The 23,056-nt window shown below is 45.8% G+C and carries 19 protein-coding genes; 6 read left to right on the top strand and 13 right to left on the bottom strand.

Annotated elements, in window-relative coordinates; translation table 11 throughout:
• Positions 1–193: 193 nt before the first annotated feature.
• The 3 genes from AB5443_RS00525 to AB5443_RS00515 form a co-directional block, all read right to left on the bottom strand.
• Positions 194–1,264 (bottom strand): GDP-L-fucose synthase, encoded by a 1,071-nt coding sequence (locus AB5443_RS00525; protein WP_277133458.1) that lies wholly within the window; start codon positions 1,262–1,264, stop codon positions 194–196.
• A gap of 100 nt (positions 1,265–1,364) precedes the next feature.
• Positions 1,365–2,435 carry a GDP-mannose 4,6-dehydratase gene (gene gmd, locus AB5443_RS00520; protein ID WP_044654960.1) on the bottom strand — a complete coding sequence of 357 codons (1,071 nt, stop codon included), beginning with the start codon at positions 2,433–2,435 and terminating at the stop codon, positions 1,365–1,367.
• A gap of 92 nt (positions 2,436–2,527) precedes the next feature.
• On the bottom strand, positions 2,528–3,697 hold the full coding sequence (locus AB5443_RS00515; protein ID WP_277133456.1) for a dicarboxylate/amino acid:cation symporter: 1,170 nt from the start codon (positions 3,695–3,697) through the stop codon (positions 2,528–2,530).
• A gap of 109 nt (positions 3,698–3,806) precedes the next feature.
• On the opposite strand from AB5443_RS00515, the gene gnd reads away from it, so the two are divergent.
• From gnd to pgl, 3 genes are read left to right on the top strand one after another with little or no spacing between them, the layout of a single operon-like run.
• Positions 3,807–5,282, top strand: coding sequence for a decarboxylating NADP(+)-dependent phosphogluconate dehydrogenase (gnd, locus tag AB5443_RS00510; protein ID WP_277133454.1), 1,476 nt, complete (start codon positions 3,807–3,809; stop codon positions 5,280–5,282).
• A 55-nt stretch (positions 5,283–5,337) separates the two neighbouring features.
• Positions 5,338–6,834, top strand: a complete 1,497-nt coding sequence (zwf, locus tag AB5443_RS00505; RefSeq protein ID WP_044654958.1) for a glucose-6-phosphate dehydrogenase — start codon at positions 5,338–5,340, stop codon at positions 6,832–6,834.
• Positions 6,831–7,565 (top strand): 6-phosphogluconolactonase, encoded by a 735-nt coding sequence (gene pgl, locus AB5443_RS00500; RefSeq protein WP_044654957.1) that lies wholly within the window; start codon positions 6,831–6,833, stop codon positions 7,563–7,565. Before zwf ends, pgl begins: the two co-directional genes overlap by 4 nt.
• Before the next feature lie 62 nt (positions 7,566–7,627).
• Here pgl and AB5443_RS00495 read toward each other — a convergent pair whose 3' ends face one another.
• From AB5443_RS00495 to AB5443_RS00465, 7 genes are all read right to left on the bottom strand, one after another.
• A complete protein-coding gene (locus AB5443_RS00495) occupies positions 7,628–7,840 on the bottom strand; it encodes a hypothetical protein (protein ID WP_044654956.1) in 213 nt (70 codons plus the stop codon).
• 262 nt (positions 7,841–8,102) lie between these two features.
• Positions 8,103–8,801 (bottom strand): LytTR family DNA-binding domain-containing protein, encoded by a 699-nt coding sequence (locus AB5443_RS00490; RefSeq protein ID WP_022140197.1) that lies wholly within the window; start codon positions 8,799–8,801, stop codon positions 8,103–8,105.
• A gap of 40 nt (positions 8,802–8,841) precedes the next feature.
• Entirely contained in the window at positions 8,842–9,903 is a 1,062-nt protein-coding gene (locus tag AB5443_RS00485; protein ID WP_022140198.1) for a sensor histidine kinase, read from the bottom strand.
• Positions 9,904–9,921: 18 nt separating this feature from the next.
• Positions 9,922–11,142 carry an ABC transporter permease gene (locus tag AB5443_RS00480; RefSeq protein ID WP_022140199.1) on the bottom strand — a complete coding sequence of 407 codons (1,221 nt, stop codon included), beginning with the start codon at positions 11,140–11,142 and terminating at the stop codon, positions 9,922–9,924.
• 104 nt (positions 11,143–11,246) lie between these two features.
• Entirely contained in the window at positions 11,247–11,990 is a 744-nt protein-coding gene (locus AB5443_RS00475; protein ID WP_022140200.1) for an ABC transporter ATP-binding protein, read from the bottom strand.
• Between the two features lie 5 nt (positions 11,991–11,995).
• Positions 11,996–13,225 (bottom strand): efflux RND transporter periplasmic adaptor subunit, encoded by a 1,230-nt coding sequence (locus tag AB5443_RS00470; protein WP_195407140.1) that lies wholly within the window; start codon positions 13,223–13,225, stop codon positions 11,996–11,998.
• Positions 13,226–13,251: 26 nt separating this feature from the next.
• Positions 13,252–14,649: a TolC family protein gene (locus AB5443_RS00465; protein WP_277133449.1), complete on the bottom strand. Its 1,398-nt coding sequence runs from the start codon at positions 14,647–14,649 to the stop codon at positions 13,252–13,254.
• 219 nt (positions 14,650–14,868) lie between these two features.
• Here AB5443_RS00465 and AB5443_RS00460 point away from each other — a divergent pair, with 219 nt between their 5' ends.
• Genes AB5443_RS00460 through cydB form a run of 3 tightly spaced genes read left to right on the top strand, consistent with a single transcriptional unit; the run spans position 14,869 to position 17,851 of the window.
• Positions 14,869–15,090 carry a DUF4492 domain-containing protein gene (locus AB5443_RS00460; RefSeq protein WP_277133448.1) on the top strand — a complete coding sequence of 74 codons (222 nt, stop codon included), beginning with the start codon at positions 14,869–14,871 and terminating at the stop codon, positions 15,088–15,090.
• Positions 15,091–15,125: 35 nt separating this feature from the next.
• Positions 15,126–16,697 carry a cytochrome ubiquinol oxidase subunit I gene (locus AB5443_RS00455; RefSeq protein WP_044654917.1) on the top strand — a complete coding sequence of 524 codons (1,572 nt, stop codon included), beginning with the start codon at positions 15,126–15,128 and terminating at the stop codon, positions 16,695–16,697.
• A gap of 11 nt (positions 16,698–16,708) precedes the next feature.
• On the top strand, positions 16,709–17,851 hold the full coding sequence (gene cydB, locus AB5443_RS00450; RefSeq protein ID WP_167964559.1) for a cytochrome d ubiquinol oxidase subunit II: 1,143 nt from the start codon (positions 16,709–16,711) through the stop codon (positions 17,849–17,851).
• Between the two features lie 220 nt (positions 17,852–18,071).
• On the opposite strand, the gene AB5443_RS00445 is transcribed toward cydB, so the two are convergent.
• The 3 genes from AB5443_RS00445 to AB5443_RS00435 form a co-directional block, all read right to left on the bottom strand.
• Complete coding sequence (locus AB5443_RS00445; RefSeq protein ID WP_368113026.1) at positions 18,072–19,028, bottom strand: D-2-hydroxyacid dehydrogenase; 957 nt, start codon at positions 19,026–19,028, stop codon at positions 18,072–18,074.
• Positions 19,029–19,188: 160 nt separating this feature from the next.
• Entirely contained in the window at positions 19,189–20,460 is a 1,272-nt protein-coding gene (locus tag AB5443_RS00440; RefSeq protein WP_022140207.1) for a replication-associated recombination protein A, read from the bottom strand.
• A gap of 5 nt (positions 20,461–20,465) precedes the next feature.
• Positions 20,466–23,042, bottom strand: a complete 2,577-nt coding sequence (locus AB5443_RS00435; RefSeq protein WP_368113025.1) for a DUF5686 family protein — start codon at positions 23,040–23,042, stop codon at positions 20,466–20,468.
• Between the last annotated feature and the right edge of the window lie 14 nt (positions 23,043–23,056).

Genomic DNA, 23,056 nt, shown 5'->3' with positions numbered 1-23,056 from the left:
TATGAGTGAAGAATTTTTGGAAAAGGAGTGGGAGAGGGGGTAAATCTAAGCTCATACTATGAGCCGGTTCTGATATGCTATAATGATAATCGGATATGCTATAATGAAAAATAGATATGCTATAATGAAAAACAATTATGCTATCAGCAAAAATAATAATGCTGATAGCATATTAATAGATTGTTCGGCTTCCTTATTTCAAGTACCATTCGTACATTCTCTGTACGCCTTCCTCGATTTCGATTTTGTGATGCCATCCGAGAGCGTGTAGCTTTGAAGGGTCGGTCAACTTTCGCATAGTACCGTCCGGTTTGCTGCTGTCGAAAGTCAGTTTGCCTTGGTAGCCTACGGTTTCCACGATACGTTCGGCAAGCTGACGGATAGTGATTTCCTTACCTGTTCCGATGTTGATATGGCAGTTGCGGATATCCTTGTCGCCTTCCTTGTAAGTATCTTTGAAATCTACGTGCTCCATGACGAATACACTGGCGTCTGCCATTTCTTCACTCCAAAGGAATTCACGCAGCGGAGTTCCTGTGCCCCAAAGAGTCACTTCAGTATCGCTGATACCATATTTTCTCAGAATAGCCAGAATTTCTTCCTTCGGGCTGTCACCATTGACGCCTTCTACCGGACGCAGGTTCATATCCTTGCGTACAGCTTCCCAATTACCTTCTTTCAGGCAATGTGCCAGGTGAATCTTGCGAATCATGGCAGGCAATACATGACTGCGTTCCAAGTCGAAATTATCATTCGGGCCGTAAAGATTGGTCGGCATCACAGCGATATAGTTAGTACCATATTGCAAGTTGAAACTCTCACACATCTTTAATCCGGCAATTTTGGAAATGGCATATGGTTCGTTCGTGTATTCCAGCGGAGAAGTGAGCAACACATCTTCTTTCATGGGCTGTTCAGCATCACGCGGGTAAATACACGTACTACCCAGAAAGAGTAGTTTCTTCACATTGTGACGGAAACTTTCCCCAATCACATTCTGTTGAATTTGCAGGTTCTTGTAAATGAAGTCGGCACGGTAGATACTGTTTGCCATGATACCGCCTACGAAAGCGGCCGCAAGGAATACATATTCCGGCTGTTCTTCATCAAAGAACTTGCGGACAGCCGCACCGTCCAGTAGGTCAAGTTCTTTATGGGAGCGACTTATCAGATTGGTATATCCTTTATCCTGCAAATTTTTCCAAATAGCAGACCCTACAAGACCGCGGTGTCCTGCTACGTATATCTTTGCATTCTTTTCCATTTTATCTTTTATTAGTTCACCACAGAGGACACGGAGAGCACAGAGGAAAAAATAAAATCCTCCGTGTCCTCTGCGTCTTCTGTGGTGAAATGAAATTCATTTAGTGTTTGTTGGCTATCATGCGTTTCACCTTCTCCATATCGTGGCGAACCATGATACTTACCAGTTCCTCGAATGAAGTCTTGCACGGATTCCATCCCAGCAAAGTTTTTGCTTTAGTCGGGTCACCCAATAATTGTTCCACTTCCGACGGACGGAAATATTTAGGGTCAACTTCTACCATTGTCTTTCCGGTAACTACGTCGATACCCTTCTCGTTCACGCCTTCACCTTCCCAACGGAGTTCGATTCCCGCTTCTTTGAAAGCCAGCGTCGCGAATTCGCGTACCGTGTGCATTTCTCCCGTAGCAATCACGAAATCTTCGGGAACGTCATGTTGCAGAATCAGCCACATGCATTCCACGTAATCCTTGGCATATCCCCAGTCACGGCGTGCATCCAGATTACCCAGATACAGTTTGTCCTGTTCTCCCTGCGCGATACGTGCGGCAGCCAGAGAAATCTTACGGGTTACGAAAGTCTCGCCGCGGCGCTCGCTCTCATGATTGAACAAGATACCGTTTACGGCAAACATACCATAACTTTCACGATAATTCTTGGTAATCCAGAAACCATATTGTTTGGCTACCCCGTACGGAGAACGGGGATAGAACGGAGTTGTCTCTTTTTGTGGAACTTCCTGCACCTTACCGAACAATTCGGAAGTAGAAGCCTGATAGATGCGGGTTTTCTTTTCCAGTCCAAGGATACGTACAGCTTCGAGCATACGCAGTGTACCTACAGCATCTGCTTCGGCAGTGTACTCAGGAACGTCGAACGAAACCTTCACATGGCTTTGAGCCGCCAGATTGTAGATTTCATCCGGTTGCACCTGTTGAATAATACGAATCAACGAACTAGAATCTGTCATATCCCCATAATGCAGATTAATAGTACGTTTCTGTTTCATGTCGCGCACCCACTCGTCAAAATACAAATGTTCAATACGTCCTGTATTGAACGAAGAAGAACGGCGTAGAATGCCGTGTACTTCATAACCTTTTTGCAATAAAAACTCGGCAAGATAAGAACCATCCTGCCCGGTGATGCCTGATATTAGGGCTTTTTTCATACGCTATGTATTTAATAATTGAAAATGTGGGTGCAAATGTCGTCATTTTCTATGACCCTTGCAAACCACTTTCCAATTATTTTTCAGCACAGTCATTCAGCACAGTTTTTTCCCATCATTTTGTCGATAATCAGCGCAATAGCTCCGTCACCGGTGACATTGCAGGCTGTTCCGAAACTATCCATCGCAATGTAAAGCGCAATCATCAAAGCCTGTGCCGATTCATCGAAGCCGAGCATGGATTGAAGGATTCCCAAAGCAGCCATGATAGCCCCGCCGGGAACGCCCGGTGCCGCCACCATCGTGATTCCCAGCATAAAGATAAAACCCGCAAAGAGCGGGAAGTCGTACGGCATCCCTTGCATCATCATCAGAGCCAATGCGCAGGCTACGATTTTCAGTGTGCTGCCCGACAGATGAATCGTGGCACATAGCGGAATCACAAAGCCTGCGATATCTGCCGATACTCCGTTTTTCTTCGTCTGTTCCAACGTCACGGGAATCGTAGCGGCTGATGATTGTGTACCCAATGCCGTGAAATAAGCCGGCAGCATCTTGCCGAGCAGTTTGAACGGATTCCTGCGCACAAACAGTGCGGCGATGGAATACTGAAAGACCAACAGGAATATGTGCAGGATAAAGATTACCCCGATGATTTTGATAAATACCATCAGGATAGAATATACTTGCCCCGAATGTGTCATATTCAGAAAAATACCGAAGATATAAAGCGGGAGCAAAGGCAGAATCACCGCACTAATCATACGGACGATAATCTCCTGAAAATCCCGTGCCACGTTCTTCAAAGCATCACTGTTGAGCGAAGCCAGCCCCAGTCCCAAAGTGAAAGCAAAAATCAGAGCTGTCATCACATTCATCAACGGGGGAATGGATACGGTGAAGTAGGGGAGAATCCCTTGCGCCTCGCTCACTTCTTCGAGAGGGACTCCCTGTTCGATGAGCGACGGAAATACCGTGACTCCGGTAAAATAGGAGAGGAAACCCGAAAACAAAGTGGCAAAATAGGCAATCAGGGCAGTGATGAGCAACATCTTTCCTGCGCCTTTGCCAATGTCAGCGATAGCCACGGTGACCAGTCCGAGAATAATCAACGGAATGGAGAAATTGAGGAACTCACTGAAAATACCGTTGAAAGTGACGAATATCCGTACCAACGGAGCCGGAAAAAAGGTACCGATGGCAATACCTAGAATGATGGCGATAACAATACGGGTCAATAAACCGATTCTGATTTTCTTCATCCTTGCTTTTATTTGTTGCCCGCAAAAATAATATTTTAATCTAAATATTACGAACAAATGTTCATTTCAATTGTTACTATGATAAACATTGTTACAAAATATACAAGTTATGGCAAATCAGAATAAAACAGATATCGGACTTATCGGCTTGGCCGTGATGGGCGAGAATCTAGCTTTAAATATGGAAAGTAAGGGATGGCATGTCTCAGTTTATAACCGTACCGTTCCCGGAGTGGAAGAAGGAGTAGTAGACCGCTTTATGAACGGTCGTGCAAAAGGTAAAAATATCGAAGGATTCACAGATATAAAAGCTTTTGTAGATTCAATAGCTACCCCTCGGAAAATAATGATGATGGTTCGTGCCGGAAGTCCGGTAGACGAACTGATGGATCAGCTTTTTCCGTTACTTTCACCTGGAGATATTCTTATCGACGGTGGTAATTCCAATTATGAAGATACCAACCGTCGTGTCAAGCTTGCCGAGTCGAAAGGTTTCCTTTTCGTCGGCAGCGGTGTGTCCGGTGGTGAAGAAGGCGCTTTGAACGGTGCTTCCATCATGCCCGGTGGTTCGGAAAAAGCATGGCCGGAAGTGAAACCGATTCTTCAGAGCATTGCGGCGAAAGCGCCGGACGGTACTCCTTGCTGTCAATGGGTGGGGCCGGCAGGTTCCGGTCACTTCGTGAAGATGATTCACAACGGTATCGAATATGGCGATATGCAGTTGATTGCCGAAGCCTATTGGGTGATGAAGAAACTGCTCGATTTGAATAATGAAGAAATGGCGGATGTTTTCTCCCGTTGGAATGAAGGCAAACTTCGCAGTTACCTTATCGAAATCACTGCCAACATCTTGCGTCATAAAGACAAAGCCGGCGGTTATCTCATAGACAAGATACTGGATGCTGCCGGACAGAAAGGGACAGGCAAATGGTCGGTCATCAATGCCATGGAACTGGGCATGCCGCTAGGACTGATTGCTACGGCCGTGTTCGAACGCAGTCTCTCCGCCCAGAAAGATTTGCGCCGCCTGGCTTCCAGACAATTCCAGTGCCAACATACACAACCTATATATAATAAGGTGGAACTCGTCAAGGATATTTTCTCTGCCCTTTATGCTTCCAAACTCGTCTCTTATGCCCAGGGATTCGCCGTGTTGCAACGCGCTTCCGACGCTTTCGACTGGCATCTCGACCTGGCTTCCATTGCCCGTATGTGGCGTGGTGGATGCATCATACGCAGTATATTCCTGAATGACATTGCGGCTGCCTTCGAAGCCACCGACAAGCCTGAACACTTGTTGTTGGCTCCTTATTTCAAAGAAGAAATGAAAACGTTACTCCCCGGTTGGAAGAGCCTCGTGGCCGAAGCTATGAAAGAAGAGCTTCCTGTTCCCGCTTTCTCTTCTGCCTTGAATTATTTCTATTCGCTCACTTCCGCCGATTTGCCCGCCAACCTTGTGCAGGCACAGCGTGACTACTTCGGCGCGCACACGTTCGAACGTAAGGACGAACTGCGCGGACAGTTCTTCCATGAAAACTGGACAGGACACGGTGGCGATACGAAATCGGGCACATACAACGTTTGACAGTATATGGTGAAGTAATAAGATTGTTTTATAAGTAAGAGATAAAAAAGCGACAATGGATAAATTTGCAATGATTATTTTCGGTGCGTCCGGCGACCTTACCAAGCGTAAGCTGATGCCTGCCCTTTACTCTCTCTTCCGTGAAAAACGGTTGACCGGAGATTATAGCATATTGGGTATCGGACGTACAATCTATTCTGACGAGGACTACCGTTCCTATATATTAGGTGAACTTCAGACATTCGTAAAGTCCGAAGAGCAGGATGCGGCGCTGATGGATGCCTTTATTTCCCATCTGTATTACTTGCCGATGGATCCGGCAAAAGAAGAAGGTTACCCGACACTCCGCCAACGACTGGTGGAGTTGACGAATGAGGTAGACCCCGACAACCTGCTGTTCTATCTCGCCACTCCGCCGTCACTTTACGGTGTAGTACCCTTGCATCTGAAAGCAGCCGGACTCAATACTCCCCATTCACGTATCATCGTAGAGAAGCCTTTCGGTTACGACCTCGAATCGGCACGCGAACTGAATAAAATCTATGCTTCTGTTTTCAACGAACAGCAGATTTACCGTATCGATCATTTCCTCGGTAAAGAGACTGCCCAGAACGTACTCGCTTTCCGCTTTGCCAACGGTATCTTCGAACCCCTTTGGAACAGGAATTATATCGACTACGTAGAAATCACGGCAGTCGAGAATCTCGGCATCGAACAGCGCGGCGGCTTCTACGAAACGGCAGGCGCCCTGCGTGATATGGTGCAGAATCATCTTATCCAGCTTGTAGCCCTCACGGCTATGGAACCGCCTGCTGTCTTCAATGCGGACAACTTCCGTAACGAAGTCGTGAAAGTCTACGAATCTCTGACCCCGTTGAATGAAGTCGACTTGAACGAACATATCGTTCGCGGACAATATACGGCTTCCGCCAATAAGAAAGGTTACCGTGAAGAAAAAGGCGTATCTCCCGATTCGCGCACGGAAACTTATATTGCCATGAAACTGGGTATCAGCAACTGGCGTTGGAGCGGCGTTCCGTTCTATATCCGCACAGGTAAGCAGATGCCGACAAAGGTGACGGAAATTGTAGTTCATTTCCGTGAAACACCTCATCAGATGTTCCATTGTGCCGGTGGCAACTGTCCACGGGCGAATAAATTGATTCTTCGTTTGCAGCCGAACGAAGGAATAGTGCTCAAGATTGGTATGAAAGTTCCCGGCGCAGGTTTTGAAGTACGCCAGGTAACGATGGATTTCAGTTATGCCCAGTTGGGTGGTGTACCTAGCGGTGACGCTTATGCGCGCCTGATAGACGACTGTATCCAAGGTGATCCGACCTTATTTACTCGAAGTGACGCAGTGGAAGCTTCATGGAATTTCTTCGATCCGGTACTCCGTTATTGGAAAGAAAATCCTGATGCGCCTCTTTACGGCTACCCTGCAGGTACGTGGGGGCCTTTGGAAAGTGAAGCCATGATGCACGAACATGGGGCCGACTGGACAAATCCCTGTAAGAATTTGACGAACACAGATCAATATTGTGAATTATGAAATTAGAAGTTTTTCCCTCGTCCATAGAGACGTCCCGTGAGCTGATACTCCGCTTGGTGGAAATTATGAAAGAAGAACCGGGTAAGGTGTTCAATATAGCGGTGAGTGGTGGCAACACCCCTGCTCTGATGTTTGATCTATGGGCGAACGAGTATATGGATATCACTCCCTGGCACCGTATGCATATCTATTGGGTGGACGAACGTTGTGTGCCGCCCGATGACTCGGACAGTAATTATGGGATGATGCGCAATCTACTTTTAGGACTGACTCCCATTCCCTATGAGAACGTCTTCCGTATTCGCGGCGAAGCGAAACCGGTGAAGGAAGCTCTTCGTTATTCAGAATTAGTCAGGCAGCAGGTACCGCTCAAACAAGGCTGGCCTGAGTTTGACATTATCTTGTTGGGCGCGGGAGACGACGGGCATACTTCTTCCATTTTCCCCGGACAGGAAGACCTGCTGACTTCCAGTTCCATTTATGTAGTCAGCAGCCATCCCCGCAACGGACAGAAGCGTATTGCAATGACCGGCTATCCGATTCTGAATGCCCGCCATGTCATTTTCCTGATAACGGGGAAAGGTAAAGCGGACATAGTAGAGGAAATATGCAATTCGGGAGATACGGGGCCGGCAGCTTACATTGCCCATCACGCACGGAATGTAGAACTTTTTATGGATAAAGGGGCAGCTTTGTATATTGACGACTTGAATAAAAAAGACTTCAATTAGATTTTTCTTCTTGTACTATCATAAACCGGATACATACGAAAACTAAAAAGACTAGAGGAGAATTACACTTTCGTAATCTCCTCTACTATATAAGTCTCTTTCACTTTCCTGCAAGTACATACAAAGTATTCGGGATGTTGCAACGCTCCTTGTAAAGTATCCGGAAGAATTATCTCTTTCGTACGCCGGTCTACCGCAACCATTGCATACAAGATTCCTTCACTTTCGCATTTCTCGATTAGTGCACTTTTCAACTCTTCTACAGCATATTCCATTTGTGTGATATTTTGTCGCTGCAAAGTTATGGAAAATATGTATATTTTGTGCAATATTATTCTTGTAATATATAAAAATAGCTCCCTTGTTCGTCCGCCGACGAGGGAGCTATCAACACAAAAACTAAACTAGACTTAACTAAACTATTCTATTCTCGGAATTTCACAATCCCTTTCTGTTCTCTGCAAAGGTAGGGATAAAACGGCTTTTGACAAAGCATAATCGACAAAAATCGCATTTTCACCGATAAAATAACCAACATTAGCTTCGTTCGTCAAGGAAAGTCTGAAAAACTTGCTTGTAACTGTCACTGATAGGGATATATGTTTTGTCAAAAACAATGCGGCCGCGGTCGATCACACGTATCTTATCTTTCTGCACGATGAAGGAACGGTGCACACGTATGAAACGACTGGAAGGTAAAAGCTCTTCCATCGCTTTCATGCTCATGAGTGACAGAATGGGCTTGGGAACGTCTTCTGTATAAATTTTGATATAATCCTTCAACCCTTCGATATACATGATTTTCTTCAGGTCTACCTGCACTAGCTTATAGTCGCTTTTCACAAAGATGCTGTCTATCTCTTCCGGCTTCTGCACCAGTTCGAACCATTGAAGCGCCTTGTTGGCCGCTTGCAGGAAATCGACATATGAGATAGGTTTCAGCAGATAATCGAGTGCATTGACACGATAACCGTCTATGGCGTATTGACCGAAAGCGGTGGTAAATACGATGCGGGTGCGTGAATCCACCATCTTCGAGAATTCCAGTCCGTTAAGCTCCGGCATCTGAATGTCCAGAAACAGAAGATCTACCTCTTCATCCGGCAATTCTTTCATTGCCTGAACCGCGCTGGAATACTTTCCCGCCAGTTGCAGGAACGGAGTCTTGTTCACGTAACTTTCCAACAAGCTGAGAGCTAAAGGCTCATCATCGACAATTGCACATCGTAATACCATATTATTCTATATCTAAAGTTTTATACTTAACGTTTTCCACCTACTCTTTGATTTTAATACTCAATCTCGATTCATAGACAGACTCATCCTCTGAGCTGCCTTTCGACCAAGTGTAAGCCCCCGGATAAAGTATCTCCAACCGCCGGCTCACTTGCTCTAATCCGACACCCGAACCACTCTTATCTTCCACTGTCTTGGGATGATTGCTATTCCGGATTTCACAAACCACTTCCTTGGCATTCTCTGAAATATGAATACTGATAAAACTCGGTTCGGTAGGAGAGATGCCATGCTTGAATGCGTTCTCTATCAACGAAATGAAGATAAGCGGCGCAATAAGCGTCTGACTATCCGGCTGAATGTCGAATTGAGTAGTCATCCGTACATTGGCCGACAGGCGGATACGCATCAATTCAATATAGTTGCGGATAAAATCCACTTCCTTGCAAAGCGGTACATACGTCTGCTGATTATCATACAATACATATCGGAGAAGTTTGCTCAACTCCTGCACCGCTTCCTGTGCCTTGTCCGAGTCAAATGCAATCAGAGCATAGATATTATTCAGCGTATTCAGCAAGAAGTGGGGATTCAGTTGGTTGCGCAGGTTTTTCAGTTCGGCTTCCGCACGGCTTCGTTCAGCTTCTTTGCGGGCAGCTTCGTTCTGCGTCCATCGGGCACTCATACGAATGGCGGCACTCAGTCCGATGGTAAAGATAAGGCTCAACATGTCCCTGAGGAAGAACAACCATCCCGGCGGCATACCCGGTCGTTTGGGTCTGGGAGCGAAGGATGGGTCGAATGTCAGGCTTTGCCACAGATGAAGTAAAAGTCCGACAACACATAGGAAGATAATATTATAGATAACATATCTTTTAGCCTGACTTTGGAAAAGATAGCGGGGAACCAATAAGAAATAATTGACGTAGAACACAATCATAAAAGAAAGTGGTACGGCAAGATGGCGTATATACGCCATCCAGTTGATGTTCCCGTTCCCGCGTTCAACGAAAAAGAACGGGAAACCGAACATAATCCCCCAGCCGATAATGTGTATCAGTATCTCCAGGGGACGACGTGCGGATGTGAAGTTTTGTTTCATAAAGACAAAGATAGTTTTTTATTCGTATCTGATGGCCTCTATCGGGTCTAAATCTGCTGCTTTCTTGGCAGGATACCATCCGAAGAAGACTCCGGTGACGGTACATACCGCAAAAGAAAGGAACACACTCCACGGTTGGATATAGATAGGCCAATGCGCCACGCTTTTCACAATCCAACTGGCTCCGCAGCCGATTATCACTCCGATGATACCGCCCGTGATACTAATCATAATGGCTTCGATAAGGAACTGGCTCAGAATATCGACCCCTCGTGCGCCGACTGACATACGCAGACCGATTTCGCGGGTACGTTCCGTTACAGATACATACATGATATTCATAATTCCGATACCGCCTACCACCAGTGAGATACCTGCGATGCAGGCAAGCAGAGTCGTCATCAAATCGGTAGTGGAGTTGAGCATCGTACTCAATTCCTGTTGCGTACGGATGGTGAAATCATCATTGTCCGATTCCTTCAGTTTATGGTTGCGGCGAAGAATCGTACTGATTTCATCCGTAGCATATTCCGTCATATCTTCAGTGAGAGCAGAGGCAAACACACCCTGCAAGTACGTAACGGCAAGCAAACGTTTCATTACGGTAGTATAGGGAGCAAGCACTACGGCATCCTGGTCTTGTCCCATAGAGTTGTATCCCTTTGCTTTGAGCACACCTACCACCCGGAAGGGTATCTTGCTGAAACGGATAACCTTGCCTACCGGATCACTTCCGTCCGGGAAAAGATTGTCCACTATCGTCTTTCCTATCACACATACTTTTGCCGAACTCTGTATGTCGGCTTCTGTAAACATCTCCCCATTTTCCACCGTCAACTGGCGAATGTCGAGATATTCCGTTCCCACGCCATTCACAGATGCCGGATAGTTATTGTTGCCGGCAATAAGCTGTCCAGATGAGGATACATTGGGACTGATGGCAGACAGGAAACTTGTCTCATCTCGCAAGGCTTCATAATCGGCAAGCTTCAAGGTCTGCATGGCCGACGGGTCTTGCCGCACGCCGCCACGCATATCGGCTCCAGGATGAATCATAATCATGTTCGATCCCATCTCGGAAATCTGCTGCTGGATGCTTTTCTTCGAACCCTGTCCGATGGCGAGCATCGTGATGACGGAAGCAACACCGATAATGATACCAAGCATGGTGAGAAAAGCACGCAGCTTATTGTTCGCCAACGCCCGGAGAGCTATCTTGAATAAATTAGTTCCATTCATAATAAATAATTTGCTAATTGGTCAATATACTGATTTGCCGGTTTGACACCCTATGATTGCGCAATCTATGGGGCGCACTGGCACATCGGCATATTGAATGATTATTAATCCTCGTCATTTTTCGGCAACGCAGCCAATGCTTCGGCGGCGGACAGAATCTTCGGATTAGTAGTATCCTCAATGACATGACCGTCACGTAGACGGATATTCCGGCTGCTATATTGCGCGATTTCGGGATTATGCGTTACAAAGATAATTGTACGTCCTTCGGCATGGAGCTTCTGAAACAGGACAAGTATCTCGAAAGAGGTACGGGTGTCGAGATTTCCGGTCGCTTCATCGGCAAGAATCACTGCCGGATTATTCACCAACGCACGCGCAATGGCAACACGTTGCATCTGTCCACCGGACATCTGATTGGATTTATGTTCCAAACGGTCACCCAATCCCACGGCCTGCAAGGATTCCACAGCCCGGCGGCGACGTTCGGATGCGCTGACGGACGAGTTGTACATAAGCGGTAGTTCCACATTCTCCACAGCCGTCGTTTTAGGCAACAGATTGTAGCTTTGGAACACGAATCCAATCTTACGATTCCTCAGTACCGCACGTTGAGGCTTGCTCATCGTGCGTACGGGAATATCATCGAGCAGATATTCTCCACTTGTCGGAGTATCCAGGCAGCCTAGTATATTCAGCAGCGTGGACTTTCCCGAACCGGAAGTACCCATGATGGTGACAAACTCCCCTTCGTTGATAGTAAACGAAACGCCCCGTAACGCATGGACGGTTTCGTCTCCCACCTGAAAGTCCCGTTTGATATTTTGTATTTCAATTACTTTCTTCATGGTTTTCACTTATTGTTTTTCTTCTTACTGCCCGGAGGGCCCGGCATGAACGGGCTTCTTTCGCCACCACTTTCTTTGTTGGGCTCACCCCCTATATTTTCGCCCGGCAATGCACCTATAGTAGCTTCGGACACCACTTTCGTGCCTTCAGCGATACCACTGATAATTTCCGTAGATATACCGTTACTGATTCCGACTTCTACCGGATGAGCGGTGAATGTCATTCCTTCACGCGTCCAGAGTTTATGTTCGCCTTCGCAATCTTTTACGATGTCATTAGCGCCGATCAGAGGTTTTTCCGGTACGAAACGCAGGGCTTTGTTCGGAACGGACAATACATCCTTTTTATCAAGAATATAGATCGTAACATTCGCTGTAAGACGCGGCTTCAGTTTTTGGTCGGGATTGTGAGCGGAGATTACTACTTCATAAGTAACTACCGTGCTACTGCTGCTACTTGTACTGTTCGTACTGCTTGCATCTCCCAAACGAATCTGCGTCACTACACCATCGAACGTATCATTCGGATAAGCGTCTACCGTAAAGCTCGCACGTTGGCCTTCTTCCACACCGCCTATATCGGCTTCATCCACATCGGCTACCACCTGCATCTGCGTCAAATCCGCAGCAATGGTGAAAAGCGTCGGAGTCTCGAATCCGGAAGCAACCGTCTGTCCGGCTTCCACATCGCGGCTGATAACGACTCCATCAATCGGCGAAGTAATCGTTGCATAAGACAAGTTACGTTCCGCTTTTGCCAAAGACGCCTTGCTGCTGTCATAACTGCTTTTGGCCTTCTGATAATTATAAAGAGCCTGTTCGAAATCCGTATCACTGATCAGAGACTTCTCGTGCAGTCCTTTGCTGCGTTCATAATTCTTCTTCTGATATTCATATTCGGCCTTGGCACCATCGTAAGTTGCCTGTTGGGAAGCCAGTTCACTTTGTAAAGTGGCACGATCCATTTCAGCAATCAACTGCCCTTTGGTAACTGTCGAGTTATAGTCTACATAAATCTTGTCGATGATACCTGATACTTGCGTACCGACTTCTACTTCCGTCACCGGTTCGATGGTTCCGGTAGCAGTCACCGAATTGGAAATATCGCCTTTGCTCACGGTAACAGTGGCATATGTGACTTTGTGTTTTGCAGGTGAACCTGCAAAGAACCAAATCCCTGCACCTGCCACCATAACGACTGCCACGGCGATTAAGATAATCTTTTTCGTTTTCATTCGTTTCTTATGCTTTTACTTATTTATTATAATGCTAATTTATCCCCCTGATAGAACTTCAGCAACTGCGTGTTCAGGATAGCCATGTATTTGGCTTGAAGCTGTTCTTGCTGAGCTTGCAGTAAGTTATTCTTCTCAGTAAGAAGTTCTATGGTATTCTTCATTCCCAGGTTGAATTGTTCGCTAATCAGGTCATAGCTGATTTGTGTACTCCTCAGCTTCTCGTTGGCTGCCGCATAGCGCTGCTGTGCACTGTTGGCATCCAGCCAAAGACCTTCAATTGCCTTATACAGAGCTTTTTGTTCATCAAGCAGCGATAACATGCTCGTTTCGCGTTGCAACTTAGCCTTTTGTACGGCACTCTTTGTCTGACGGTTATTGAAGATAGGCACACTGACGGACAGGCCGATGGAATTGTTCCATCCGTTCTTCACCTGTTCGCCGAAAGTAAAGTCGCTGCCGCTCGTATGATTCGTCCCGATACCTGCACTAAGGCTGATAGTCGGAAAATAACCGGATTTTGCAATATCAATCCCCAGTTCGGAAGCCTCTACATTGAGCTTGCTTGCCTCAATCTCCGGACGAATGGCGAGGGCGCTCACATACACATCTTTCTTGGTAGGCAACGGGGCAAGCACATTCTCGTCGGACAGGTTGGGGAGATAGACGTCCATTTCATTCTCCCCGTCCAGTTCGAGCAGTTGTTTCAGTTGTAATTTGTAATCTTGCAGGGTGGCTTGCGCTGTCACAAGTTGATAACGGTCGGTACTAACCTGAGCTTCCAGTTGCGCAAAATCACTTTTTGCAATACTTCCCGCATTCAGCAGTTGTTCTCCGCGATCCCGCTGAGCAATGGAAACTTGCAATGTGTTTTCGTTTACTCTGACAGACTCGGCCGCATAAAGAATCTGAATATAAACCTGGGCTATGGATTCCTGAATCGTATTCTCGGAAGTTGCCACATCCAGTTCGGCTACATGGTTGTTCAGTTGTTCCTGCTTGATAGTCTTCAGCCGTTTGTTACCATTATATAGAGTCCACGAAGCATTCAGGCCATAATTACCATTGTAACTTGTCTTGCTGTTACTGCTGATAATCTCGTTGCCGCTCACCCGGCTGCTCGACTCCTGATACGGACGATTCACCACCTGCTGACTGGTAGAAAACGAAAGGCTGGGAAACAAAGCAGCTTTAGCTGTCTTTACATCAATCTGTGTACTTTCCGCCGTCACACGGTTTTTGCGGATAGTAATATTCTGTTCCAAAGCATAGTCGATGCACGATTGCAAATCCCATTGGGCAGGGAGCTTCGCTTCGTTCTGTGTATCGGCTTGCAGCGGAGATTCTTGTGCAGATATGCCCGGAAGCATACCTGCGCCAAGAAATGCCATCACTGTCAATCTTCTTACATTTATCATATTCATACTTCTATTGATTTACTGGTAACGAAGGTACGTACATATTATATTAGCTGCAAAAGCGATAGACGGAATACGGAATTTTGCCGTTAAATGTTTTTTTTCTGTCGATAGGTAGATTTTATTGGAAAAACACAACAAATCTTGCAACAATTCGGGGGATTTGTTTGTTTTAATTATAAAAATTGTATATTTGTACTTATTACAAAATTAGAACGTCATCATATGAAGAATACACTGCTTTCTATTTGGAACTTCTATTTAGAGGGTTTCCGTAGTATGACACTCGGTCGTACGCTGTGGATTATTATCCTGCTGAAATTATTCGTTATGTTCTTCATCCTCAAATTATTCTTTTTTCCTGATTTCCTCGGCGACCATCCTACGGATGCCGACAAGGGAACCTATGTGGGCAACGAACTGATACAACGTGCCATTCCGGAGTAATCGACTGATTTTTAACTCTTAAACTACATAAGATTATGATTGAAAGTATTGACACTTCGCTGATAGATTGGTCGAGAGCCCAATTTGCGATGACAGCAATGTACCACTGGATTTTTGTTCCCCTCACACTCGGATTGGCAGTGGTGATGGGCATCATGGAGACGCTGTATTATAAAACAGGCAAAGAATTCTGGAAGAAAACCGCGATGTTCTGGATGAAGCTATTCGGTATCAACTTCGCTATCGGGGTGGCAACCGGCTTGATTCTTGAGTTTGAATTTGGCACGAACTGGAGTAATTATTCCTGGTTTGTAGGAGATATTTTCGGTGCGCCATTGGCTATCGAGGGTATTTTGGCATTCTTTATGGAAGCCACGTTTATTGCCGTGATGTTCTTTGGGTGGGGGAAAGTAAGTAAACGTTTCCATCTGGCTTCTACCTGGCTCACAGGATTGGGAGCAACGATTTCTGCCTGGTGGATTCTCGTTGCCAACGCATGGATGCAACATCCGGTGGGGATGGAATTCAATCCCGATACCGTTCGTAATGAGATGGTCGATTTCTGGGCAGTGGCAACTTCACCCGTTGCTGTCAATAAATTCTTTCATACCGTATTATCCGGTTGGGTGCTCGGCGCTATCTTTGTAGTCGGTATCAGTTGTTGGTACTTGCTGAAGAAACGCAATCGTGAGTTTGCGCTTGCCAGTATCAAGATTGGCGCTATCTTCGGATTAGTGGCATCCTTATTGTCTGCCTGGACTGGCGACGGCTCCGGTTATCAGATTGCACAGACACAACCGATGAAGTTGGCTGCCGTGGAAGGTTTGTATGAAGGGGGGACGAATGTCGGACTGGTAGGAATCGGCATGCTGAATCCTGAAAAGAAAACTTATAACGACGGAAAAGACCCGTTCCTTTTCCGCATTGAAATACCGAGCATGCTTTCTTTCCTTGCCGAACGTGATGTGGATGGTTACGTTCCGGGTATCGCAAATATCATCGAAGGCGGTTATCAGATGAAAGACGGTACAAAAGCCCTTTCGGCTGCCGAGAAAATAGAACGGGGAAAAACGGCTATCGGTGCCTTAGCAGCCTATCGTGCCGCCAAGAGCGCAGGAAATGAAGAAGATGCGCAAGTGGCTTACAAAGTATTACAAGAAAATATTCCTTATTTCGGTTACGGATATATTAAGGATGTGAATCAGTTGGTTCCGAATGTTCCCCTGAACTTCTACGCGTTCCGTATAATGGTGATTCTGGGTGGATATTTTATCTTGTTCTTTATCGTTGTCCTTTTCTTTGTCTATAAGAAGGATTTGAGTAAAATGAGATGGATGCATTGGATTGCTTTATTGACTATTCCTTTGGGATACATTGCCGGACAAGCCGGATGGGTGGTTGCCGAATGCGGCCGTCAGCCGTGGGCTATCCGTGATATGCTGCCTACGTCGGCCGCTATCTCCAAACTGGATGTAAGCTCCGTGCAGATTACTTTCTTTATCTTCCTGCTCTTGTTTACGGTAATGTTGATTGCAGGTGCCGGAATCATGGTAAAGGCCATCAGAAAAGGCCCGGATACGGGAGATAATGCTAATACTAACCATTAATCGTAAAGACTATGTATATATTTCTACAACAATATTGGTGGCTTGTCGTTTCCTTGCTGGGAGCTATCCTTGTGTTTTTATTGTTTGTGCAGGGCGGTAATTCATTGTTGTTCTGTCTCGGTAAGACGGAAGAACATCGTAAAATGATGGTGAACTCTACCGGACGTAAGTGGGAGTTTACGTTTACTACGTTAGTTACTTTCGGTGGCGCTTTCTTTGCTTCCTTTCCGTTATTTTATAGTACCAGTTTCGGTGGCGCTTATTGGCTTTGGATGATAATTCTTTTCAGTTTTGTGTTGCAGGCTGTCAGCTATGAGTTTCAGAGTAAAGCGGGAAATCTGTTGGGTAAGAAGACGTATCAGACTTTCCTCGTGATAAATGGGGTAGTAGGCCCGTTGTTGCTTGGCGGAGCGGTAGCTACTTTCTTCACGGGTTCTGATTTCTATATCAATAAGGCAAATATGACGGATACCATTATGCCGGTTATCAGCCATTGGGGAAATGGATGGCACGGACTGGATGCGTTGACTAATATCTGGAATGTGATTTTAGGGCTGGCTGTATTCTTCCTTGCCCGCGTCCTGGGTGCGCTTTATTTTATCAATAATATAGCGGATAAGGAACTGACAGACAAGTGCCGTCGAGCTGTGCGGAACAATACAGTCTTATTTCTGGTATTCTTCTTGTCATTTGTCATCCGCACGTTAGTTTCCGACGGCTTTGCTGTGAATCCGGATACGCAGGAGATTTATATGCAGCCATTCAAGTATTTCACTAACTTTATCGAAATGCCGATAATTCTTGTCTTATTTCTGATAGGAGTTGTTTTGGTTCTCTTTGGCATCGGAAAGACTTTACTCAAAAAGACGTTTGATAAAGGAATTTGGTTTACGGGAATCGGTACGGTGCTAACCGTATTGTCTTTGCTGTTAGTGGCAGGATATAATAACACCGCTTATTATCCGTCTTATACAGACTTGCAAAGCTCATTGACGTTAGCCAATAGCTGTTCCAGTGAGTTTACTTTGAAGACAATGGCTTATGTTTCCATTCTCGTCCCGTTTGTGATAGCTTATATATTCTACGCTTGGCGTAGCATCGACCGTCACAAGATTACGGAGAAAGAGATGGACGAAGGCGGACATTCGTACTAAAGGAATCCCGGAGACGGAGAATCGGGAATAATAAGAATAATCTGGAATAATAAAATAGATGGAGGGGAAAGTGCCCAAACTCTCCTTTTAACGAAGAGGACATGTCAAAACTCCCCTTTTAACGAAATCATCCCCGCTACAACTATCTGTAGCGAGGATGATTTTTTATTTATAAGGGTTTTGACACACCCTCTTCTTATTTATTGCTAGTCCTTACTTCTTATTTGTTTACTACATTTTCCGGCTTTCCGGCAGCATATGCCTGTAAGTTGCCGATTGCAATATTCATCAGGCGTTCACGGGCTTCCAGTGTTGCCCATGCGATATGCGGAGTGATATAGCAATTCTTTGCTGTCAGCAATGGATTGTCCGCACAAGGAGGTTCAGTAGAAAGAACATCCACTCCGGCTGCATAAATCTTACCGCTGTTCAATGCATCCGCCAAATCCTGTTCGTTGATTAGCGGGCCACGACCGGTATTGATTAAGATAGCAGTCGGCTTCATCATAGCAAGGCGACGGGCATTCACCATTTCGCGTGTCTCGGGAGTAAGCGGGCAATGCAAGCTGATAATATCACATTCACTGAACAGTTGGTCTAAATCCATCTTTTTGATTTCCGGTGGCAACTGGAAGTGTGACTTTGAAGTCAATGCATATACCTGCATTCCAAAACCGATGGCGACACGTGCAGTCGTATATCCGGTATTTCCCAGTCCGACCAGTCCGATTTTCTTTTCTCTGAGTTCCATCAGCGGAGTATCCCAAAAGCAGAAGTCCTTGCTGTTTGTCCAACGGCCTTTGTGTACTTCTTCAGAATGGTGTTGTACTTGTTGAGTGATATTCAGAATATGCGCAAATACCATCTGTGCAACAGAGGCGGTGCTGTATGAAGGAATATTAGTAACGATGATTCCCCGTTCTTTGGCGGCAGCAGTGTCGACTACATTGTATCCGGTAGCTAATACGCCGATATATTTCAGTTCGGGCAGTGCAGCCATGTGGTCTGCGTTGATGATTACTTTATTAGTCAGAAGCACTTCTGCTCCGGCTGCACGTTCTAATACTTCTTCAGGAGCGGTACGATCGTAAATCGAGCATTCTCCGAGAGCTTTTATACCTTCCCAGGACAAATCACCGGGATTGGCGGCAAAACCGTCTAAAACTACAATCTTCATTTCAATTTTTATATTAATAATATGTTATACGTCTGTTATACGTCTTTCTTTAACAAGATATTGATTTTTCAGGCACGGATTACACGGATAACGTTGCTGCTTTTTGCAAAATCATATTTTAAGAAACCGTGAAATCCGTGTAATCCGTGCCTGAAAAACATCATTTCTTGAACTTGTCTCCCCACAACTGTATCATCCGTTCGGCATGTTTCTGTTCCGCAGCATTATTTTGCGGTTGCCATATCCGTTTATCTTTCAATTCATCCGGCAGGAATTGTTGCTTTACAAAGTTGCCCTCATAACTATGTGCGTATTTATATTCCTGTCCATATCCTAATTGTTTCATCAATTTTGTAGGCGCGTTGCGCAGATGCAACGGAACAGGCAGATTTCCGGTAGAACGAACCAACTCCAGCGCATCATTAATCGCGCTATATGCCGAATTACTTTTAGGACTCGTTGCCAGATAAATCGTAGCTTCCGCTAAAGGAATACGTCCTTCCGGCCAACCGATTTTCATCAACGTATCAAAGCAGGCATTGGCAATAAGTAATGCATTCGGATTGGCCAGCCCGATATCTTCCGAAGCCGAAATGACAAGTCTGCGGGCAATGAAAGCAGGGTCTTCGCCGCCTTCCACCATGCGGGCAAGCCAGTAAATAGCTCCGTCAGGATCACTTCCGCGAATCGACTTGATAAAAGCAGAGATAATATCATAATGCATTTCCCCGTCCTTATCGTATGCCAACGGATTCTGCTGCAACCGTTCAGTCACCATCTCATCAGTGATAACCACCGTTTCTTCGGTTTCCGACTGAACGACAAGTTCCAGTATATTAAGTAATTTGCGGGCATCCCCACCGGAGAAGCGCAACATGGCTGTTGTTTCTTTCAATTCGATTTTACGTTCCTTCAGTACGGTATCCGTAGCGATGGCACGTTGCAGAAGTTCCAATAAATCTTCCTTCTCCAATGATTTGAGCACATAAAGCTGACAACGGGACAGGAGAGGGCGGATAACCTCGAACGACGGATTCTCCGTTGTCGCGCCAATCAGCGTGACAGTTCCGTTCTCTACCGCTCCCAACAAAGAATCCTGCTGTGACTTGCTGAACCGATGAATTTCATCAATAAACAGAATAGGGCTGGACTGTGAAAAGAAACGGTTACTCTTGGCACGGTCTATCACTTCGCGCACATCCTTCACACCGGAAGTTACGGCGCTCAATGTATAAAACGGAGTTTCCAGTTTATTGGCAATGATTTGTGCCAACGTTGTTTTACCCACTCCGGGAGGGCCCCAAAGGATAAAAGAAGAGATGCGTCCTGCATCAATCATCTTGCGCAAGACAGCACCCGGCCCGACTAAATGTTTCTGGCCGATATAATCGTCTAAAGTCTTCGGCCGTAGCCGCTCTGCTAAAGGTTGCATAATTCTTAAAATACCATTAATACCATGAAACGAATACCGTTCTTGTTGATACCCGGATTGTCACGGTAGGTGAAACGATGTACATACTCAACGTGCAGCAACTTGAAAATGTTGTAGATACCGACACTTGCTTCGACATACGGCACTTTCGGATCCATCACGAAACTGGTAAATTTACCGTCGCGTGTCGGGAAACGGAACAAATCGGGATTGCTGCTCTTAAACGGATTGTTCTTATCTGTCAACGTCCCCCACAATGCACGGACACGGAACATCTCTCTCCACTTCAAGTTTTTGATGAGCGGAATACGGTTGAATAGTTTCCCATTCATGTCATAAGACAAGGACACGGAAGCGAAACGGTCGTTCAGGAATTCCATGTTATTGATAAGGTTGAACGTCTCTCGCTGCGTGATGTACGATAAGTTGGCTTCCGGCAGAATCAACAGCGGGAAAGGAACTGTATTCCATTCCGCCCCTGCTTTCAGGCTGCAATCTATCTTACCCCAGGAAGCGGGAAGCCAGAAGCGTTTCCACACACTTGCTTCTGTGCGGTTGAAATTGTATTCTCCGCCCAATACACCTTTGAATCCCATTGCATGAGTAAGTGTAAAGATAGGGGCATCCAGCGATACCGGCACACGGCGTTGCTTGGAGTTGACGAAAGATTCACCCGGCGCATAACGCAGCGTCAGGCTCGCTTCGGTAGTCGTAACGTCATGTACACGGGTTTGCGCAGCGTCATTACGCAGATATTCCAATTTTCCGGTAGGCTCGTCGTTACGGTGGCGGAGCATCGCTTTCACTCCAAATCCCGTAAGCGTTTCGAGTTCGTAGTTGACGGTCGCGTCACGCATATAAGACATTTGGTCTACCGTCGTCGTTTTCAGTGACAGGAAGATATTGTCCTTATCCGTAAACAGGAACTTATCCATCGGCGACATTACATCATAACTATACGTTGCCGAAATATAATGTTTCGGGAACTCCCAAACCACATAATCACGTTTATTGAACGAATAAGTCAGCGTACTGCTGTATTTCCATCGCTCGTCTTTCAGACCGTAGGCGCCGTAGCCACTCAAGAACCAGTGTTTGTCGAAATGAGCCGTAGTCATACCGCTCAACCGGAAACGGGTTCCGTCGATGTAGTTGCTTGAAATCATGGTGTTGATAGGGCCGATGTCCACTTTGCTCGGATGTCCTTTGCTTCCTGTCTCCACAAAGTTCTCAATCAGGGCTTTCGCTCCGAAGATGATATATTTGAATCCCGGAATCTGTTCGAGACGGTTGACGAATACGTCCATTGTACTTTCTTTCTTCGTCAGCGGCACCTGTCGGACGCTCGCCCAGTATTCATCACTTTTCGAAAGCATATCCGCTTCCTTTATCACGCTTCCTTTCAACCGGAAAAGCCGTTGCTCGATAGGGTCGAATTTATAATCGCTGTATTTCGTGGTTCTCTCCACCTGCAATCCACCTGCTGTTTTGTTGGAACTCCAGGAAAGGTCTACGGTCATATTATCGTCGGACAATACCCAGTTGCCGTTTGGTAACTGTTCGTACTGCTGCACGATATCCATGCGGTTGACAAAGTTTACTCCGGTTTTCTTAGGCAGGTTCATCGTACATTTCTGGACGGCATATGTAGAATCGTTCAGTACATACAAATGTCCGGTGAATCCGAAGTCCTGCGAATTCTGTGGAACGAAAGTCAGATGTACGCATTCGCGCTTGTCCACCATCAATGTGTCCATCAGATAATATTTATAGAAAGAAATGGCATTGTTGCCGATAGGGCTTACGAAACGCTGTTGGAGCAGGCGGATGTCGTCATCATAAATATTAATGTCGGCAAAGACGTCTTTCAGAACAGTGCCGAGCATATCTCCCGTTGAGAAGAATTCTTCGATACCGTTGGAATTCTTTCCTTTGATGATGGTTTTCTTATTTTCGGGATTTTTACGATAGATGGTTTGCGAAGCCGTCTCCTGTACGGAAATGGGGAGAATCAACTTGTTCGTAGTTTCTGATACTTCCACCTGGTCTCTGAGGAAGGAATATTTCTTGTAGATGCCTTTTTCGAGTTTTTCCGGGGTGAGGTCGTTGATAGACATTTTCATCTTCTCGTACTTGTCGTACTGATAGTAGTCGTTCACTTCGAGGACTTGCGCCTTCTTGTGCTCGATAACCTTTTTCATGAATTCGACTGCCGGATTGTTTTTGCGGGAGTATTTTTCTTTTTGTGGTTTTACAACGACTTCATTCAGGATTACATTGTCCGGAGCTAACTGGACATTGACTGTTTGGTTGCCATAACTGACTTTCACAGTTTTGCTGACATAACCAATGGCGGAGAAAACAAGTGTTCCCCCATTTCTGCGTGCTTCAAGACTATATTCCCCGTCAATATTGGTGATAGTACCCATATCTCTTTTTTCCTGATAGTAAACAGAGATATACATTAACGGTTCATGTGTCACTGAATCAGTAACTACCCCCTTTATTTGCTGTGCAAACGCATTTGAAGCTGCCAATACAAGTAAGAGCAGAATAAGTATTTTGTTATATCGTTGTCTCATAACGTTCGTAGTAG

The organism is Bacteroides sp. RTP21281st1_H5_RTP21281_210402, assembly GCF_040918965.1.
In the GTDB taxonomy this organism is placed as follows: Bacteria; Bacteroidota; Bacteroidia; order Bacteroidales; family Bacteroidaceae; genus Bacteroides; species Bacteroides congonensis.
Note: the sequence above shows the minus strand (reverse complement) of the source record. Positions and strands in the feature narration are given on the sequence as shown.

What these genes read in the sequence shown, in the direction of transcription:
- AB5443_RS00525 (WP_277133458.1), bottom strand. Translation starts at nt 1,264, where the DNA reads ATGGAAAAGAATGCAAAGATATACGTAGCAGGACACCGCGGTCTTGTA.
- gmd (WP_044654960.1), bottom strand. Translation starts at nt 2,435, where the DNA reads ATGAAAAAAGCCCTAATATCAGGCATCACCGGGCAGGATGGTTCTTAT.
- AB5443_RS00515 (WP_277133456.1), bottom strand. Translation starts at nt 3,697, where the DNA reads ATGAAGAAAATCAGAATCGGTTTATTGACCCGTATTGTTATCGCCATC.
- gnd (WP_277133454.1), top strand. Translation starts at nt 3,807, where the DNA reads ATGGCAAATCAGAATAAAACAGATATCGGACTTATCGGCTTGGCCGTG.
- zwf (WP_044654958.1), top strand. Translation starts at nt 5,338, where the DNA reads ATGGATAAATTTGCAATGATTATTTTCGGTGCGTCCGGCGACCTTACC.
- pgl (WP_044654957.1), top strand. Translation starts at nt 6,831, where the DNA reads ATGAAATTAGAAGTTTTTCCCTCGTCCATAGAGACGTCCCGTGAGCTG.
- AB5443_RS00495 (WP_044654956.1), bottom strand. Translation starts at nt 7,840, where the DNA reads ATGGAATATGCTGTAGAAGAGTTGAAAAGTGCACTAATCGAGAAATGC.
- AB5443_RS00490 (WP_022140197.1), bottom strand. Translation starts at nt 8,801, where the DNA reads ATGGTATTACGATGTGCAATTGTCGATGATGAGCCTTTAGCTCTCAGC.
- AB5443_RS00485 (WP_022140198.1), bottom strand. Translation starts at nt 9,903, where the DNA reads ATGAAACAAAACTTCACATCCGCACGTCGTCCCCTGGAGATACTGATA.
- AB5443_RS00480 (WP_022140199.1), bottom strand. Translation starts at nt 11,142, where the DNA reads ATGAATGGAACTAATTTATTCAAGATAGCTCTCCGGGCGTTGGCGAAC.
- AB5443_RS00475 (WP_022140200.1), bottom strand. Translation starts at nt 11,990, where the DNA reads ATGAAGAAAGTAATTGAAATACAAAATATCAAACGGGACTTTCAGGTG.
- AB5443_RS00470 (WP_195407140.1), bottom strand. Translation starts at nt 13,225, where the DNA reads ATGAAAACGAAAAAGATTATCTTAATCGCCGTGGCAGTCGTTATGGTG.
- AB5443_RS00465 (WP_277133449.1), bottom strand. Translation starts at nt 14,649, where the DNA reads ATGAATATGATAAATGTAAGAAGATTGACAGTGATGGCATTTCTTGGC.
- AB5443_RS00460 (WP_277133448.1), top strand. Translation starts at nt 14,869, where the DNA reads ATGAAGAATACACTGCTTTCTATTTGGAACTTCTATTTAGAGGGTTTC.
- AB5443_RS00455 (WP_044654917.1), top strand. Translation starts at nt 15,126, where the DNA reads ATGATTGAAAGTATTGACACTTCGCTGATAGATTGGTCGAGAGCCCAA.
- cydB (WP_167964559.1), top strand. Translation starts at nt 16,709, where the DNA reads ATGTATATATTTCTACAACAATATTGGTGGCTTGTCGTTTCCTTGCTG.
- AB5443_RS00445 (WP_368113026.1), bottom strand. Translation starts at nt 19,028, where the DNA reads ATGAAGATTGTAGTTTTAGACGGTTTTGCCGCCAATCCCGGTGATTTG.
- AB5443_RS00440 (WP_022140207.1), bottom strand. Translation starts at nt 20,460, where the DNA reads ATGCAACCTTTAGCAGAGCGGCTACGGCCGAAGACTTTAGACGATTAT.
- AB5443_RS00435 (WP_368113025.1), bottom strand. Translation starts at nt 23,042, where the DNA reads ATGAGACAACGATATAACAAAATACTTATTCTGCTCTTACTTGTATTG.